The sequence below is a fragment of the Nonomuraea gerenzanensis genome (assembly GCF_020215645.1).
Lineage (GTDB): Bacteria > Actinomycetota > Actinomycetes > Streptosporangiales > Streptosporangiaceae > Nonomuraea > Nonomuraea gerenzanensis.
Window position 1 is genome coordinate 8428093 of sequence record NZ_CP084058.1, and the last position, 15703, is coordinate 8443795.

The 15703-nt window shown below is 71.7% G+C and carries 11 protein-coding genes and 2 pseudogenes; 4 read left to right on the forward strand and 9 right to left on the reverse strand.

The features are described 5' to 3' along the window. The first annotated feature begins 1 nt into the window (after nucleotide 1). Nucleotides 2-1030: a zinc-dependent alcohol dehydrogenase family protein gene (locus LCN96_RS39205; RefSeq protein WP_225267475.1), complete on the forward strand. Its 1029-nt coding sequence runs from the start codon at nucleotides 2-4 to the stop codon at nucleotides 1028-1030. 44 nt (nucleotides 1031-1074) lie between these two features. Here LCN96_RS39205 and LCN96_RS39210 read toward each other — a convergent pair whose 3' ends face one another. Then, nucleotides 1075-1563 carry a carboxymuconolactone decarboxylase family protein gene (locus LCN96_RS39210; RefSeq protein WP_225267476.1) on the reverse strand — a complete coding sequence of 163 codons (489 nt, stop codon included), beginning with the start codon at nucleotides 1561-1563 and terminating at the stop codon, nucleotides 1075-1077. Between the two features lie 171 nt (nucleotides 1564-1734). On the opposite strand from LCN96_RS39210, the gene LCN96_RS39215 reads away from it, so the two are divergent. After that, complete coding sequence (locus tag LCN96_RS39215; protein WP_404823887.1) at nucleotides 1735-2343, forward strand: response regulator transcription factor; 609 nt, start codon at nucleotides 1735-1737, stop codon at nucleotides 2341-2343. Here the strand turns inward: LCN96_RS39215 and LCN96_RS39220 are convergent. The 6 genes from LCN96_RS39220 to LCN96_RS39245 all read right to left on the reverse strand — a co-directional run bounded on the left by LCN96_RS39220 (nucleotide 2329) and on the right by LCN96_RS39245 (nucleotide 11875). Continuing rightward, nucleotides 2329-4311, reverse strand: a complete 1983-nt coding sequence (locus LCN96_RS39220) for a prolyl oligopeptidase family serine peptidase (protein ID WP_225267477.1) — start codon at nucleotides 4309-4311, stop codon at nucleotides 2329-2331. The two genes, LCN96_RS39215 and LCN96_RS39220, sit on opposite strands and share 15 nt — an antisense overlap. Beyond that, the gene (locus tag LCN96_RS39225) at nucleotides 4308-5969 is read right to left on the reverse strand and encodes an ATP-binding cassette domain-containing protein (RefSeq protein WP_225267478.1); all 1662 of its coding nucleotides are present in this window, start codon (nucleotides 5967-5969) and stop codon (nucleotides 4308-4310) included. Before LCN96_RS39225 ends, LCN96_RS39220 begins: the two co-directional genes overlap by 4 nt. Further along, nucleotides 5966-7723 carry an ABC transporter ATP-binding protein gene (locus tag LCN96_RS39230; protein WP_225267479.1) on the reverse strand — a complete coding sequence of 586 codons (1758 nt, stop codon included), beginning with the start codon at nucleotides 7721-7723 and terminating at the stop codon, nucleotides 5966-5968. The genes LCN96_RS39225 and LCN96_RS39230 overlap by 4 nt, the downstream gene beginning before the upstream one ends. 121 nt (nucleotides 7724-7844) lie before the next feature. After that, nucleotides 7845-7976: a SapB/AmfS family lanthipeptide gene (locus tag LCN96_RS39235; protein ID WP_148433900.1), complete on the reverse strand. Its 132-nt coding sequence runs from the start codon at nucleotides 7974-7976 to the stop codon at nucleotides 7845-7847. Next, nucleotides 7948-10521 (reverse strand): class III lanthionine synthetase LanKC, encoded by a 2574-nt coding sequence (gene lanKC / locus LCN96_RS39240; RefSeq protein ID WP_225267480.1) that lies wholly within the window; start codon nucleotides 10519-10521, stop codon nucleotides 7948-7950. The genes LCN96_RS39235 and lanKC overlap by 29 nt, the downstream gene beginning before the upstream one ends. Nucleotides 10522-10657: 136 nt before the next feature. Next, nucleotides 10658-11875: a sensor histidine kinase gene (locus LCN96_RS39245; protein ID WP_225267481.1), complete on the reverse strand. Its 1218-nt coding sequence runs from the start codon at nucleotides 11873-11875 to the stop codon at nucleotides 10658-10660. A 189-nt stretch (nucleotides 11876-12064) separates the two neighbouring features. On the opposite strand from LCN96_RS39245, the gene LCN96_RS39250 reads away from it, so the two are divergent. Continuing rightward, a complete protein-coding gene (locus LCN96_RS39250; RefSeq protein WP_225267482.1) occupies nucleotides 12065-12439 on the forward strand; it encodes an aldo/keto reductase in 375 nt (124 codons plus the stop codon). Here the strand turns inward: LCN96_RS39250 and LCN96_RS57215 are convergent. Both LCN96_RS57215 and LCN96_RS39255 read right to left on the reverse strand, forming a co-directional pair. Then, nucleotides 12406-13109, reverse strand: a pseudogene (locus LCN96_RS57215) (replication initiator); the annotation flags it as partial. The gene LCN96_RS39250 and the pseudogene LCN96_RS57215 overlap by 34 nt on opposite strands. A 583-nt stretch (nucleotides 13110-13692) precedes the next feature. Next, on the reverse strand, nucleotides 13693-15213 hold the full coding sequence (locus tag LCN96_RS39255; RefSeq protein WP_225267483.1) for a recombinase family protein: 1521 nt from the start codon (nucleotides 15211-15213) through the stop codon (nucleotides 13693-13695). 46 nt (nucleotides 15214-15259) lie between these two features. Here LCN96_RS39255 and LCN96_RS39260 point away from each other — a divergent pair. Then, a pseudogene (locus LCN96_RS39260) lies at nucleotides 15260-15634 on the forward strand (aldo/keto reductase); the annotation flags it as partial. Nucleotides 15635-15703: the final 69 nt, after the last annotated feature.

Here is a 15703-nt window from a genome sequence, read left to right on the forward strand (position 1 = left end):
GATGCGAGCGGTTGCCTTTGACATCTTCGGTGGGGAGCTCGACGTGCGCGAGCTGCCCGATCCTTCCCCAGCCCCGCACGGAGCGGTGATCAGAGTCGAGGCGACGGGGCTGTGCCGCTCCGACTGGCACGGCTGGCAGGGCCACGACCCCGACATCAAGGTCCTGCCCCACGTGCCGGGGCACGAGCTGGCCGGCGTGGTCGAGGCGGTCGGCTCCGACGTGCGCGGCTGGCTGCCGGGAGCGCGCGTGACCGTGCCGTTCATCTGCGCCTGCGGCTCCTGCGCCGCGTGCGCCACCGGCGAGCAGCAGGTCTGCGAGCGGCAGACGCAGCCGGGCTTCACGCACTGGGGCTCCTTCGCCGAGTACGTCGCCATCGACCACGCCGACGTCAACCTGATCGCCGTGCCCGAGGACATGGCCTACGCCACGGCGGCCGGCCTCGGCTGCCGCTTCGCCACCGCCTTCCGCGCCGTGGCCCAGGTCGGCGAGGTACGCCCCGGCGAGTGGGTGGCCGTGCACGGCTGCGGCGGCGTGGGCCTGTCGGCCGTGATGATCGCGACGGCGGCGGGCGCCAGGGTCGTGGCGGTGGACATCAGCAGCGACGCCCTGCACCTGGCGGAGCTGGCGGGGGCCACGCACTTCGTCAATGGCTCGGCCGGTGACGCGGCGGCCCAGGTCAGAGAGCTGACCAGAGGTGGCGCGCACGTCTCGATCGACGCGCTGGGCAGCCCCGCGACGTGCGCCGCCTCCGTCGAGAGCCTGCGCCGCAGGGGCCGGCATGTGCAGGTCGGGCTGCTGCCCGGCGGGCCCACCCCGGTGCCGATGGACCGGGTGATCGGCCACGAGCTGCGGCTGCTGGGCAGCCACGGCATGGCCGCGCACGCCTACCCGCCCATGCTGGAGATGATCAGGGCCGGGATCCTGCACCCCGACCAGCTCGTCACCCGCACGATCGGCCTGGCCGACACCGGCAAGGCGCTGGCCTCGATCGGCTCGGTGCCGGGCGTCACGATGATCACTCCCCGGTGATCACTCCGCGGCGATCGCGCCCTCGGTGATCACGCCCTCGGTGATCATCCTTCCGGTCGCACCCGCAGCGTCCTGAGCACCAGGGCGAGCATGCCGTGGTGGGCCACGAGCATGACCAGCTCGATCCGGCCCGCCTCGTCGTAGCGGTCGCACAGCGCCGCCCACGTCGCGTCCGTCAGGTCGCCCGCGTAGTACAGGTCGTCGGCGACCTGGAGCACGAGCTGGTCCTCGACCGACCACAGCGCGTCCGGCCTGCGGACCAGCTCGATCTCCTGGCTCGTCAGACCCGCCTCGCGGGCGAGGCGGGCGTGCCTGCCCCACTCGTAGGCGCTGTCGCAGTGGTGGGCGGTGCGCAGGATGGCCAGCTCGCGATCCCTGGCGGGCAGCGTGCCGTCCTGGAGCGCGCCGTGGAAGCCCCGCCAGCCCCGGTAGAGCCCGGGGTGGCGGGCCAGGGTGGCGAACACGTTGTCGGGATGGGCCTTGGTGAAGTCGTCCCAATGTTCGGGCGGAAGGGGCCGCACACGGGGTTTCATGTTCGCCAGCATCTCCCAATCGGACGGACGCTTGGTAGCTCTCCCTCAGGGTACGGGCGGGGTTCAGATAACGGCTTTGACGGCCAATTAGAAGCACTTTTCATGATTGGGTCAATACGGCAGGATTAAAGGGCCCGCAGACGTTGCAAGCCTGGTCGACCGCAAGGACGCATGGTGATTCGAACGTTGCTCGCTGAGGACATGAAGCTGGTACGAGGCGCGCTTGTGGCGCTGCTGGCCTATGAAGAGGACATCGAGGTCGTGGCCGAGGTGGATCGGGGCGACCGCATCCTGGCCGCCGCCCGGGCCAGCCGCCCCGACGTCGCGGTGCTCGACATCGCCTTACCCGGCATGGACGGGCTCGCCGCCGCGGGCGTGCTGCACGAGAAGTTACCCGAGTGCGGGGTCCTCATCCTGACCGGCGTCGGCACGCCCGGCCTGCTCAAGCGGGCCCTCGACGTGCACGTACGCGGGTTCATGGCCAAGGACGCGCCTCCCGGGCGGCTGGCCGACGGCATCCGCAGGGTGGCCGAGGGGGAGCGCGTCATCGACTCCGAGCTGGCGATCGCGGCCATGCGGCCGGCCGAGGCGCCGCTGACCCAGCGCGAGCTGGACGTCATCGGGGCCGCGGCGGACGGGGCGTCGGTCGGGGAGATCGCGGCCTCGCTGTACCTGGCCGAGGGAACGGTCCGCAACTACCTGTCCAGGACCACGGCCAAGCTCGGGGCGCGCAGCCGGATCGACGCCATCCGCATCGCCAGGGAGTCAGGCTGGATCTGAGCCGGTGTGGGCCGACAGGAAGGCCAGCACGTCGGCGGCCAGCGCGATCGAGCGGCTGACCGCCCTGGCCCCGTGGCCCACATCCGGCTCGTGGCGCAGCAGGACCGGCCGGTCCCCGCCGCTCGCCCACTGCAGGGCCGCGCACATCTTGCGGGCGTGCATCGGGTCCACCCGGGTGTCGGCCGCCGCCACGGTGAACAGCGTGGCCGGATAGTCGGTGCCCTTGCGTACGTGGTGGTAGGGCGAGTAGCCGAGCAGCCAGCCGAGCTGCTCGGGGTCGTCGGGGTCGCCGTACTCGCCGGTCCAGGAGGGGCCGAGGCCGCTGAGGTGGTAGCGGGCCATGTCGAGCAGCCCGGCCGAGCACACCACGGCGGCGAACAGGTCGGGCCGCTGGGTGAGCGCGGCGCCGACGAGCAGGCCGCCGTTCGACTCGCCCCAGATGCCGAGCTGCTCCGGCGTCGTCCAGCCGTCGGCGATCAGCTTCTCCGCGGCGGCCACGAAGTCGTCGAACACGTTCTGCTTGCGCTCCAGCATGCCGTCGCGGTGCCACGCCTCGCCCTCCTCGCCGCCGCCGCGCAGGTTGGCGATGGCCAGCACGCCGCCCGCCTCGACCCAGGCCAGGGAGTCGGCGGCGTAGCCGGGCATGAGGGGGATGCCGAAGCCGCCGTACCCGCTGAGTATCGCCGGGCGCGGGCCGCCCCGGGAGGGGCGGGCGACGACGACCATGCGGACGGGCGTGCCGTCGGCGGAGGTGTACTCGATGTGGTGGCTGCGCACCTCGGGCTGCGCGACCCGGCCGGGCGCCGCCGACCAGCGGGTGGTGGTGTCGGTGCGGGCGTCGTAGCGCCAGACCTCGGCGGGGGTGACGGCGTCGGTGTAGGCGAACCACGCCTCGGGGCCGCCTCCCGGGCGCGAGGTGAGCGAGGCGATCGAGCCGTTGCCGGGCAGCGGGACCATGCCCAGCCGCGCGCCCGTGCGGGCGTCGTGCACGGCGATCTCGCCGACCGCGTGCCGGGTCCTGGACACCAGCAGCCGGTCCCCGTCCAGCAGCGTGAACGCTCCCAGCACGGCCTCCCCGTCCTCCGGGATCAGCTCCCGCCAGGCGGTGGGCGCCGCCGGATCGGCCACGCAGAGCCTGCGGCGCGGGGCGTCGCGGTCGGTGAGCAGGTACAGGCGGCCGTCGCGGGCGACCGCGCCGGCCGTGCGGGCGTGCGAGCCCTCCTGTACGGGCCGGGGCGCCGGATCCGCGCCCGCCAGGTCGGCCAGCCAGAGCGAGTTGCCCGACGCGGTTCCCGCCGAGATCGTCAGCCAGCGGCCGTCGGGGCTGATCTGCACGCCGTAGGAGATCGCACCCCTGGTGAAGACGGGCACGTCGGCCTCGGCGGAGCCGATCGTGTGCAGGAACACGCCCTGCTGGAAGCGGACGTAGTAGAACGCCGCGCCGCCGGGCAGCCAGGCGACCGCCGAGTAGCGGCACCCGCCGATGGGCCCGTCGACGATCTCGCCGGTGGCCAGGTCGCGCACGTACAGGCACGCCTTCTCGTCGCCGCTGCGCGAGGTCTGGTACGCCAGGCGGCGGCCCTCCAGGTCGGGTTGCCAGTCGTCCAGCGTCGTCAGGCCGGTGGGGTCCAGCTCCATGGGGTCGAGCACCACGCGGTCGTCGCAGCAGAGCACCGGGTGCTCCTGCGACGGGGACTGGCGCAGGTGGAAGCGCTTGTCGCCGCGCCAGACGGGCACGGTGACCAGGCCCGTCTCGCGCAGCTCGGTCAGCCGGGCCAGGAACCGCTCGCGCCGGGGCAGGGCGGCGGCGCTGTCGCGCCAGAGCCGGTCCTGGGCCGCCAGCCAGTCCTGGGTGCGGGGGTCGAGGGGGTCCTCCAGCCAGCGGTACGGGTCGTCGATCTCGTGGCCGTGGTGGCGGTCGGTGAGGGGGAGGCGCTCGGCGGGCGGATAGTTGTCTGGAAATTTCATGACACGGGCTCCGGGTGCCAGTGGCCGGCCAGGTCGGCGTACAGGGGGGAGGTCCGGATCAGCTCCTCGTGGGTGCCGATCGAGACGCGGGTGCCGTCCATGAGGAGGATGCGGCGCGCGCGCAGGGCGGAGGTGAGGCGGTGGGCGATCACGACGAGCGTGCCGCCCCTGCGGGCGAACGCGGCCTCGGCCCTGGCCTCGGTGGCGGGGTCCAGATGGCAGGTGGCCTCGTCCAGGATGATCAGGGAGGCGGGGGCCAGGTAGGCGCGCGCCAGGGCGATGAGCTGGCGCTGGCCCGCCGAGAGCGCGCCCGGCTCGACCTGGGCGTCGTAGCCGCCCAGCTCGTCCACCAGGCCGGCCGCCCCGACGGCCGCGACGGCCTCCTCGAGGCCGGTGTCCGGCTCCGCGTGGTAGAGCAGGTTCTCGCGCAGCGTGCCGCGGAAGACATAGGCCTCCTGCGGGATCAGCACGCGGGCACCGAAGTCCACCTGGTCGGCGGGCACTCCCCCGATCAGCACCTCGCCCTCACCGGGGCGCAGCATGCCGCTGATCAGGGACGCGAGCGTGGACTTGCCCGCGCCGCTGGGGCCCACGACCGCCAGGTGGTCGCCCTCGGGGATCGTGAGGTCCAAGGAGTCCAGCACGGGGGCGGAGTGCGGGCCGTAGGCGAAGGTGACGGCGCCGAGCCGGACCTCGCCGGTGAGCGGGCGGATCCGGGGCCCGGCCGGGACGCCGGGCGGGGCCAGCTGGAGGATGCGGCCGAGTGAGACGGCGAGCCGGACGCCGCTGACGCCGAGCCCCTGCACGAGCCCGCCGAGCGCGGGCGCCAGCGACTGGGTGACGTAGGCGAGGGTGCCGACGACCACCCCGGCCCCCACCCCGCGCTCCAGCAGCCACGGGGTCCCGGCCAGGACGAGCACGACGGGCAGCCAGCCGCCGGCGGCCAGGGCCGCGGTGCGGACGGCGCTCACCCGGGCCAGCGTGCGCGCGGCGGCGGCCTGCGCACCGACCCGGTGCCCGAACCGTCCCGTCACGCTCTCCCGCAGCCCGCAGGCCTCGATGTCGCGCAGCGCGCCCGCCACCCCGGTCATGGCCTCGGCCAGCCGCTCGTCGGCCACGAGGTAGGCGCGCTGCCGCCGGGCCAGTGCGGGCAGCGAGGCCAGGAACAGCGCGAGCCCGGCCAGGAAGGGCGGCATGACCAGCATGAGCGTCTCGGGAGCCAGCGTCAGCAGCCCCAGCACGACGCTGGCCACCGTGAACACGAATCCCCGCACGGTGGTGACCACGGCTGCGAAGGCGTCCCTGGCCAGCTCGACCTGGAGCCCCGCCCTGGCCACGGCGGCGCTGTCGCGCCCGGTGCCCGTCCTGATCGCGCCCTCGACCACCCGGGTCAGCAGGTCGTCCCTGAACGGCTCCGCCAGCGCCGCGACGACCAGCACGACCTGCCGCGCCGCCACCGCCCCCGCCAGCCAGGCCAGCCCGAGCGCGGCCAGCCAGCCGAGGCCGAGCCACGGCTGCGCGACGGCGAACCCGTCCTCGATGGCCCGCGCGACGGCGTGCCCGATGAGGAACGCGGGCGCCGCCTCCACCAGCGACCAGAGGCCGAGCCTGACGAGCTGCCGGGGCTCCCGCCGCAGGGCGTGGACGGCCGGGTTCACGACGCGGCTCCCTGGAAGAGCGTCCGGTAGGCCGGGTCCTGCCAGAGCACGTGGTGCGGGCCGCAGGCGCGGACCGTGCCGTCGTCGAGCCAGACGACCTGGTCGGCGCGGGCGGCGGTGGCCAGGCGGTGGGCCGCGATGAGGCGGGTGCGGCCGAGCCGGTCGGTGGTGAGTGCCTGGGCGACCTGGCGCTCGGTCACGGTGTCGAGGCTGGAGGTGGCGTCGTCGAGCACCAGCAACCGCTCGCCCTGGGCGAACGCCCTGGCCAGGCCGATGCGCTGGCGCTCGCCGCCGGACATGGGGGCGTCGGCGAGCGGGGTGGCGTAGCCGAGCGGGAGCCTGCGGATGAACGGGTCCGCGCACGCGGCTCCGGCGGCTGTGGTGACGAGCCCGCGGTCCGCAGCCGTCGTACTGAGCCCGCAGTCGGCGGCCGTCGTGATGAGCCCCCGGCCGGCGTCCGCCCCCTCCCGAACGGGCGCCGGCTCGGGCTTGATGGCCTCGCCGATCGTCTCGCCGACCAGCACCGGGCGTTCGAAGGCGTAGCCGATGGCCCGCCGCAGCTCCGGCTCCGCCAGTTCGGGCAGCGGCACGCCGTCGAGCAGCACGGTGCCGCGCTCGGGATCGGCCAGCCGGCCCGCCAGCGCCGCCAGCAGCGACTTGCCCGACCCCGACCGCCCGACCACGGCGGTCACGCGTCCGCCGGGGAGCGTGAGGTCGCCGACGGCCAGGCCGTTCGCGGTCACGTCACGGAATTCGAGGGTCCCGGGGCCGGGCGGGAGGGTGCGGGTGCCGTACCGGACGGGTGGCAGGTCGAGCACCTCGGCCACCCGTCCGGCGGCGGCGCGCGCCCTGGCCAGGCCGCCGATGTGGCCCAGCGCCGTGCTGAGTGAGGCCCCGAGCACGGCATAGCGCGCGGCGGCGTAGAGCTCGCCGATGGTGAGGTCGCCGGCGGCGAGCAGGAGCCCGCCCACGGCGAGCACGGCGACCTCCAGCAGCGGCACGACCACCCCGGACCGGACGGTGGCCGAGGCGTTGGCCCGCCACAGCGCCATCCCGTGCGCGCGCAGCCGGGGCAGCGGCGCGAGCACGCGGCGCGACTCGCGCTCGGCCGTGCCGGCGGCGGCGATCGTGCGGGCGCCGCCCAGCGCCTCCACGAGGCGGGCGGCCAGCTCGCCCTGCACCTCCTGGTAGCCGCCCGCGATCGTGGTCGTGGTGCGCAGGAAGGCACGCAGGACGAGGAGGATGACGACGATGCCCGCCCCGAGCGTCAGCGTCAGGACGGGAGCGATGAGGGTGAGCGCGACCAGCGCGCCCGCCGTCGGTACGAGAAGGGCGAGCGCGCTGGTCACGGTCTCGGGCGCCCTGCCGACCTCCTCGGCGTTCAGGCCGGCCCGGGTGACGAGCTCGCCTTCCGGGAAGCGGCGGGTGGCCGCCGAGCCGGAGCCGAGGACGTGGCGCAGCACGCCGGAGCGCAGGGTGGCGGCGGCGTGGGCGCCGCTGGCGCCGCGCGCCCACACGCCGAGGCTCTCGCAGAGCATGACGGCGGCGACCGCGCCCGCGCAGAGCGCCAGCCAGGGGGTGCCTGCCGGCTGGCGCGTCACAAAGGCGTCCACGGTGGCGTCCACGGTGCGGCCGATCAGGTACGGGATGGCCAGCTCGGCGGCCGCTCCGACGATGGCCGTGCCGGCCAGCACGGCGGGCCACGGGCCGCTGCGCCGAACGGCGGCGATCACCAGCCGGTCTCCTGCCCGCACGTGACGCCTCCTTGTCGTTCATGTCCCCGCGGTCGTTCATGTCCTCGCGGTCGTTCATGTCCCCGCGGTCATTCATGTCCCCGCGCCGTCGGTGGACGGCGCGGGGACTTTTATGCGCATATCAGTGGCAGAGAGCGACACTGAGGTTGCTGGGCGCGCCAGAGTGGCAGGAGAGAACGGTCAGCGTGCTGCCGCCGCTGGCCACGTCGCTGGCCGCGGGAGCCTCAAGACCCTGCAGGTCGAGAAGTACCATGTCGTACACCTCCTTCCGTGGTGTCGTCGGGGAGAGGCCGCTCGGGTGCGGCCCCGAGGAACGGCAGATGGCAGGGTTTTTCGCCCAGTACCACACCGAGGGCGAAGAGCACGCCGGCCGTTCCGGTCGCGAAATCCATGGACAGGCGCAGGAGCTGGTCGCCGGGGAAAGCCAGGCCCCCGGCGTACGGCAGCGCGTGCCACCGCAGCCCCCTCACCAGTTCGGGCACGTTCCCGGCGCCCGCCGCGATGATCCCGGCGCGTCCGGTGAACAGCCCCGCTTGCACGAAGTAGCCCGCGCGACCGGCGAGCCGCAGCTCGGCCAGCGCCGTCGCGAACGCCTCGTCGTGCCGGTGCCGCAGGTAGCGCGCCAGCACGAGGGCGATCCCCGCGGACCCCTCGTCGAGGTACGGCAGCAGCCGCCACCCCTGGTTGACCTGCAGCGAGCCGTCCTCGGCGTGGCGGCAGCGCCGCAGGTCCTGCCGGAGCGCGGTGGCCGCCAGGTCGAGCAGCGCCGGGTCGCCGGTGTGCTCGTAGGCGTGCAGGAACAACAGCGCGGGCCCGGAGGAGCCGTGCATGAGCCCGGCGCGCGGGTTGGTGCCGCCGCTGATCTCGGACACGGAGGCGTCGAGCCGCCCGGCGCAGATGTCCACCGCGCGCAAGGCGAGGTCGGTGTGCCCGAAATGGAGGAGGTTCAGCCCGATGCCCGACAGGCCGGAGATGAGCGCCGATTCCAGGCTGTCCCATCTCTCGCGCAGGCAGACGTCGATGAGGTCGTGCGCGTCCTCCCGGTGTCCGAGCAGGTCGAGCACGTACGCGATGCCGTGCAGCCCGTCGTACAGGCCGAGCCCCGAGCCCTGGACGGGGCGGCGGACCCGCTCGCGCAGCCAGCGCTCGTACTCGGGGAAGGGCCCGAGGCCGGTGCTGTGCAGGGCGAACAGCACTCCTGCGGCGCCGTGCGCGAGGTCGAGCCCGCCGCCGGGCCTGAACTGGGCCACGTCGCCGGGGAAGAGCCGGTCGTCCCGGCCGGGCGTGGCGGCGGCCGTGATCGCCTTGGCCAGCCGTCCTCGCAGGTCGGGCCAGTCGATGTCGTGCGGCTCCGGCCAGATCGCCGCGGCCGTCGCGGTGTCGTGCCCGCCGCCGGCGATGGTCGCCACGGCGTCGTCGATCACGCGGTGCGGCACGGGGAACGTCTCCTTGACGATCTCCCCGAGGTGGGCCACCTTCGGCCGATGCAGCGGCAGCATGATCGTGCATTGCGGCGCGAACAGCCCCAGGCGCAGGCAGGCCAGCGCGTACCGGTCCACGTCCACGCCCTGGCGGTCGGCCGGGGCGGCGAAGGCGGGGTGGGCGAGCGCGGCGCGCGCCCTGTCGTCGGCGAGCGTGGCGACCTCGTAGTCGATCAGCGCCACCCGGCCGTCGTCGGTCAGCAGGATGTTGTCGGGGTGCAGGTCGCCGAAGACGACGCCGCGCTCGTGCAGCGAGCGGACCGCGCGCGCCACCTCCTCCAGCGTCTCGACCGCCCACTCGGTGTACTCGGCCAGGTCCTGCTCGGTGCAGGTGGCGCGGGTCAGCGGGTAGCGGTGCACGAGCCGCCGCTGCAGCGGCGTGCCGTCCACGAACTCCTGGACGAGGAAGTGGTGCTCGCCGAGCGTGAAGTAACCGAGCAGCGCGGGGGCGGCTGGCAGGCCCGCGAGGCGTTCGAGGATGTCGCGCTCGTGCTCGATCCTGGCCACCGCGTCGCGGCCGGCCGCGTCGAGCCCGGCGTGCGGCCTGGCCTCCTTGAGCACCACGCGCTCGCCGGTCCGCTTGTCGCGGCCCAGGTAGACGCCGCCGCCGTTGGAGAAGTGCAGGACGCTCTCGATGGTGTACGGCAGCTCGTTCGTCGTCACCGAGTTGCGGGCGGCGAGCTGCGGCTCCAGGAACGCGGGCAGCGTCGTCCACGGCGGCACCGAGAACGTGGCGCCCCGCACGTCCGGCACCAGCGTGCCGTCCTCGTCCGCGACGGCCAGCACGCGCTCGCCCGCCGGGGTCAGGCAGTGGCGCTCGGCGAAGCCGCCGTACCGGACGAACAGCGGGCCGTCGTTGTAACGCAGATCGCTGAGGATGTACGGGCCGCGCACGTCGCGCAGCAGCTCGTCGAGCTCTTTGAGCACCAGCTCCAGCTGCGCCTCGTCCCGCGGGTAAATGGTGACGAGCTTGCCGCTGGAGGCGCGGGAGGCGGCCTTGGAGTTCACCATCACGAGCACCGGCATGCCACGCAGGAACTTGAACGCGATACCGCGCGGCAAACAGTATTCCCAAACGGCGGCAATGGCCTTCTCGGCGTCCTCGACGCGGGCGGAAACGTGAATCTTCCAGCCTTGGGAGGGCAGCGGCGGCTCATTCTCCGGAGCCAGGTAGCACCACGTCTCGGTGCGCGCCGTGGCCCAGCCGGCGGGCAGTGACCTGCGCAGAATGGGAAAGTCGGCGTCTGCTGCCGTGCTGTGCTCAAGAGTGTCGTAGAAACACGGATCCACTAGGCAATAGAGCTCGTACTTGTCCATCTGGCCGGGACCTCCAGGGCGGTGTGCTCAGTAGCTTCCCGCCGTGGGGCGTCATCCGGCTAGTCACATTTTTCAGCACCCGTACATGGCTATTTAAATCGCATTCGTGAGATCCACATCATTGACCGGTAGACGATTATTTCTTTCGTGGCACGTACACGCTGAAGGTGAATTGACCGGTCCTGGAGGAGGTCGCCTCCAGCCAGCCGCCGAGGCTGGAGACGCGGTCGGCCAGGTTCAGCAGGCCCTGGCCCGCGTCGCCGGGGCGGCGGGGCGGGCGGACGCCGTCGTTCCTGATCGTCAGCCGCACCATCTGGTCACGTTCCAAAAGATGCACCGAGCACTGGCGGGCCTCCGCGTGACGCAGCACGTTCGTGACGCCCTCGCGTAGGGCGTGCGTGAGCGCCTCCTCCACGTCGCCGGGCAGGTCGCGGCAGGACACCCTGATCTGGCAGCGCACCCGCGCCGACTCCAGCAGCGACCGCGCCGAGCCCAGCTCGGCCGCCAGTGAGGAGCTGCGCAGGCCGTGCGCGACCGCCCGCACGTCGGTCGACAGGTTGCGCAGCAGCTCCAGCGTCTCGCTGATCTCGGTCCGGGCCTTCTCGTCCCCTTCTGCGACCAGCCGCTCCAGGAGCTGCACCTTCAGCACCAGCACCGTCAGCCGGTGGCCGACCAGGTCGTGCAGGTCGCGGGTGAAGCGGCGGCGCTCCAGCGCGACGGCCCTGCGCATGACCTCGGTCCGCGCCTCGCCCAGCTGCCTGGCCCGTCTGGTCAGCGTGACGAGGGCGTACTCCGACATGCCGACCAGCGAGGCGGCCAGCGCCCAGAGCGGGTCGATCATCGACCGGTCGGGGGACGCCAGCACCACCGGCCCGCACGCCAGGGCCAGCAGCACCAGCACGATCGAGCGGATCCGGCCCGCCATCACCAGCAGCGCGCCCGCCAGCAGGCCGCAGACCGGGGTCCACGCGGCGCCGAACACGGTCAGCGGCAGGTACGTCAGCCACGCCTGCACGGCCACGATCCACCACGCGCCCGCACGGCGCACCGGAGTCTCGGTGATGAACCTGACGTGCAGCGCCACCAGCACGAGCAGCGTCACGGCGCCCCCGGCGAGCGCCCCCGACCCCGACAGCCCGAGCAGGACCGGCACCGACAGGCCGGCGATCCCGGCCGCCACCCCGAGCCCGCCCACCCACGAGGGGGACGAGAGGTCCTTCAGCCTGGCGCGCAGCCCCTTCGGCCCGGCACGCAGGCTCGCCCGCCTGGCCCGCATGCTCTTCCGCCGCCGGGCACGCTGCTCCTTGCGCCCGGCGAGCGCCCTGGACAGGCGTCCACGGAGTGTGTCCTTCACCTCACCCCCGGTATGCGTTCGGGTTCTTCTCAAACGAGCACGTCGCCAGGGCGCCCACCGTTTTGCAACGTTCCTCTAATCGACCCGATCAGCGTCACCCGTGTAAAGGTCATTTCCGCTTTTGGACAAGCCTGACTTCCCGTCCACCCGACCAGTAACTAGTGCATATCTGGTCATATGGTGTGCTCCATGGAGTACACGCGACTGGGCAACTCAGGCTTGAAGGTCTCCCGGCTGTGCCTGGGCATGATGAGCTACGGCGACCCCGCCACGCAGCAGTGGGCGCTGGCACAGGACGAGGCGGAGCCCCTCGTCCGCAGGGCCGCCGACGCCGGGGTGACGTTCTTCGACACCGCCGACGTCTACAGCGAGGGCGCGAGCGAGGTCGTGACCGGCAACGCGCTGCGGGCGATCTTCCCCCGGCGTGAGGACTACGTGCTTGCCACGAAGGTGTACTTCCCGATGGGCCGCGGCCGGTCGGTGGGGCCGTCCGGCCCGTCGAGCCTGATCACGGCGTGGAAGTGGACCAGGCCGCGTGCTTGGTACTCGGCGACCTTGGCATAGGAGAGGCGGACCGTCCGGCGCAGTTCCTTCCGGGTGAGGCCGAGCAGGCGGGCGAGCACGCTCGGCATGGTCTTGGTGAACTCCCGCCAGAGTGCCCCGCGTGAGCGTTCCACAGGACGGCTCCGGTGTAGTCGTAACAGTCCACGCACAAGGGTTGCCCGACCTGAGGATCCTCACGGTCGTGCCGCAGCCCGCAACCCGCCGGCCGCCCGTGCGCGCAGACAGGGCGGTCGCGTCGCGGGCGGCAGGGCAGAGTGCGGCCGGCATTCTGCCGGTGAGCATGAACGGCACCGAAAGACGGCGCGGTGAAGGTGACGAACACGCGGGGATGCTGACTGACCTCCTCCGGAACGCCCTTGCCACCACGGAGGCCAGCGATGATCAGGTGGTAGGTGTCGTCCTTGTAGACCGCCGAGCAGGCCGGACATCTGGACGCGCGCCGGTTGCCGCATGCGGTGAGCAGGAAGCCGGTCGGCTCGTCGGCGGTCCGGTACACGTCGAGCACCTCACCCGTCCTGCTGTCGAGCGTGTACCTCTCACCGTGTAGCCGGACCGGTTGGGCGCAGCCGCCCGTGGCGTAGACCATGCTCTGCCAGCGGGTGAAGTCGGGCATGGCCGCGCGTTGGACGGCGGCCAGCATGTCGGGTGACAGGGATGGGAGGTCGTTCATGCGGCGTCTCTCCCGTCCGCACGAGACATGGTGGTGTCCGGGTCAGAGACGACCTCCATGTGGAAGACGGCGGCGACGCGCCGCCACTTGTCGGCTTGCCACCGGGGAGACTCGGCGGCCTTGCGCTTGCCCCACTCCTGGGCTTGTGCGAACAAAGGTGTCAGGGGGACTCCTCTCCTCGGAGGGAAGTCACCGTCCATGAGCACGGTCCAGGTCAGCGAGAGTTATTTGGAGTGTTTTCTGTTTTTAGCGCGACTTCTTGTATACCGGATGGCGTGGTACGGATTGCCCGTTTGTTGTCATGCCTGCACGGGTCGCGTTCCGGTCCTCGCTGCCCTTGCCGTCGGTCATGTCCGATGACCGTCTATGGCACCAGTAGTACCACTAGAACAACGGATCCATGCAGGTCATAGGTTCCACACCATGACAACGAAGATGTGCCACCAGATGTCCGGCGAGGTCCAGCAGAGTCCATAGACGTCCGGCCGTGTGCAGCCATTCCCAGACAAAGGAAAGGGGACCATCCCCTGAAAGTAAGGGGTGGCCCCTCTCCTGAGCAGGAAGACGTCTCGGACGTCCTGAATCAGTTTTCCCGCCAAATAGGGTCGAGCTTGTCGGGGTCGAACTTCTTGTTTCCTTTGCCTGCCGGATACATGATCACGGCGTGCAACGCCTCCCGAATGTAGGCCCGCTTGGTCGAGATCGGCAGGCCGCCCTCGTCCTCGGGCAGGTACCACCTCTTCCGGATCTTCTCGAAGTCGGTCACCGTTCGTGACTGCCGGAGCTTGGCAGAGGCGTCGCGCTTGCTCTTCTCGGCGCGGTAGTCGGCGATCTCCTTCTCCAAGCCGGGTGCGAGCGAGAAGAACAGTTCGTTACCGATCGCCTTCGCCTGCCACTGCCTGGTCAGTTCCTCCAAGCGGCTGACCGAGTCCTTCAACAGCTCTTCCTTGCCCCACCCCCCATCGTCCGACGCATCGACCAGCGTGCCCTCTTCGAGCTTCGCCAGGACCGCCTCGGAGACGAAGAGGTCCACCAGATCACCGCGCCTGGAAACGCCCCCGCAACCTCCTTCGGCCTTGCTCAGGCACGTGTACACGTGGTGGAGCGCGTCCTTGCCCCGGTTGACCCTCAGAGGCGTGTTGCAGAGATTGCCGTCTGGCAGTGTGTTGCCGCAGCGCAGGATGCCTGACAGCAGGTAGGTGGGGTCCCGGTAGTCGGTGGGATGCCGCTTCCCGATCTTCCCGTCCCTCCCTATGAAGTGTCCCCTGCGTGCGCCGAACACGGCTCGGATCGCGTTCCACTCGTCGCCCGTGATGATCGGAGCCCATTTGCCTTGCACAGGTTCGCCGCTCGCGTCCCGAACCAGTTCCCCATCCAGTTCGCGCCAGCCGCAGATACGAGGGCTCAGCAACGCCACCTTCAAGGACCGCACGCTCCAGTCGTTCCCGAGCGAGGTCTTGATGCCCTTGCCCTGCCACTCCATGACGATCGAGTGCAGAGAGCGCCCGGTGAGGAAGTCGGCAGCCGCCCGCCGCAGAAGATCGGCCTCCACCTTGTCGAGGGTCAACCGGTCGGACTTCCAGCCGAACGGACGCGGCCCGCCCGAGGGCCTGCCCTCTTCCGCCCGAGCCCGGTGTGAGCGGCGCATGCGGCGCTGCATCTTGCGGACCTCCATCTTGGAGATGACGGCCCCGAACAGGCCCATGCTCTCCACGTCCTCGCTGTACAGGTCCTTGGTGCCCCGTGCGTCGGCGAACACGCGACCGTCCCGGTACGTGAACGCCTCCACGAACCGTTCGTAATCGCCTGGACGGCGGGTCAGCCGATCGTCGGCCAGCACCACGACGCCTGAGACCGTCCTACCGTCGGGCAGCTTGCCCGCCTTCAGCGCCTTCAGCATGGCTTCGAAACCGTCGCGCACGACGTCGGCCTTCGCCGCCGACTTGTCGTTGTCGGTGAACTCGTGGACGACCGTCCATCCGTACCTCGTGGCGGTCTCACCGTTGACCTTGTGTTGGTCGCGTACTCCGTGTTCGTCGCCCCTGCCGTCCGCTGAGATGCGAGCGTAGGAGACGACGGAGATGGGGGATGCTGTCGGGCTCATGGACAACATCCTGCATGAAATACAGAGCTAGAACCTCCTCTACCGCGAGGAGGAGCGCGAGATGTTGCCGCTCTGCGCCGACCAGGGCGTGGGCGTGATCCCGTGGAACCCGCTGGCCCGGGGCGTGCTGGCCAGGGCCGGCTCCGTCACCGCGACGGCCAGGACGGGCTCGGACGAGCGGATCGACTATCTGTACGACCCGGAGAACGACAAGCTGATCATCGACCGGGTGGCGCAGGTGGCGGCGGAGCGGGGGTTGCCCGCGGCGCAGGTCGCGTTGGCGTGGGTGCTGCATCGGGCCGAGATCACCGCGCCGATCGTGGGGGCCACCAAGGAGCGGCATGTGGATGATGCGGTGGCGGCCGTTTCGGTGAGGTTGTCCGCGGAGGAGGACCTCGCCTCATGGGACCTCGCCTTATGAGGACCTCGCCTCATGGAACCTCTCCTCATGAGGACCTCGCCGGAGTACGGCGGCGGCGACGGGACGGGG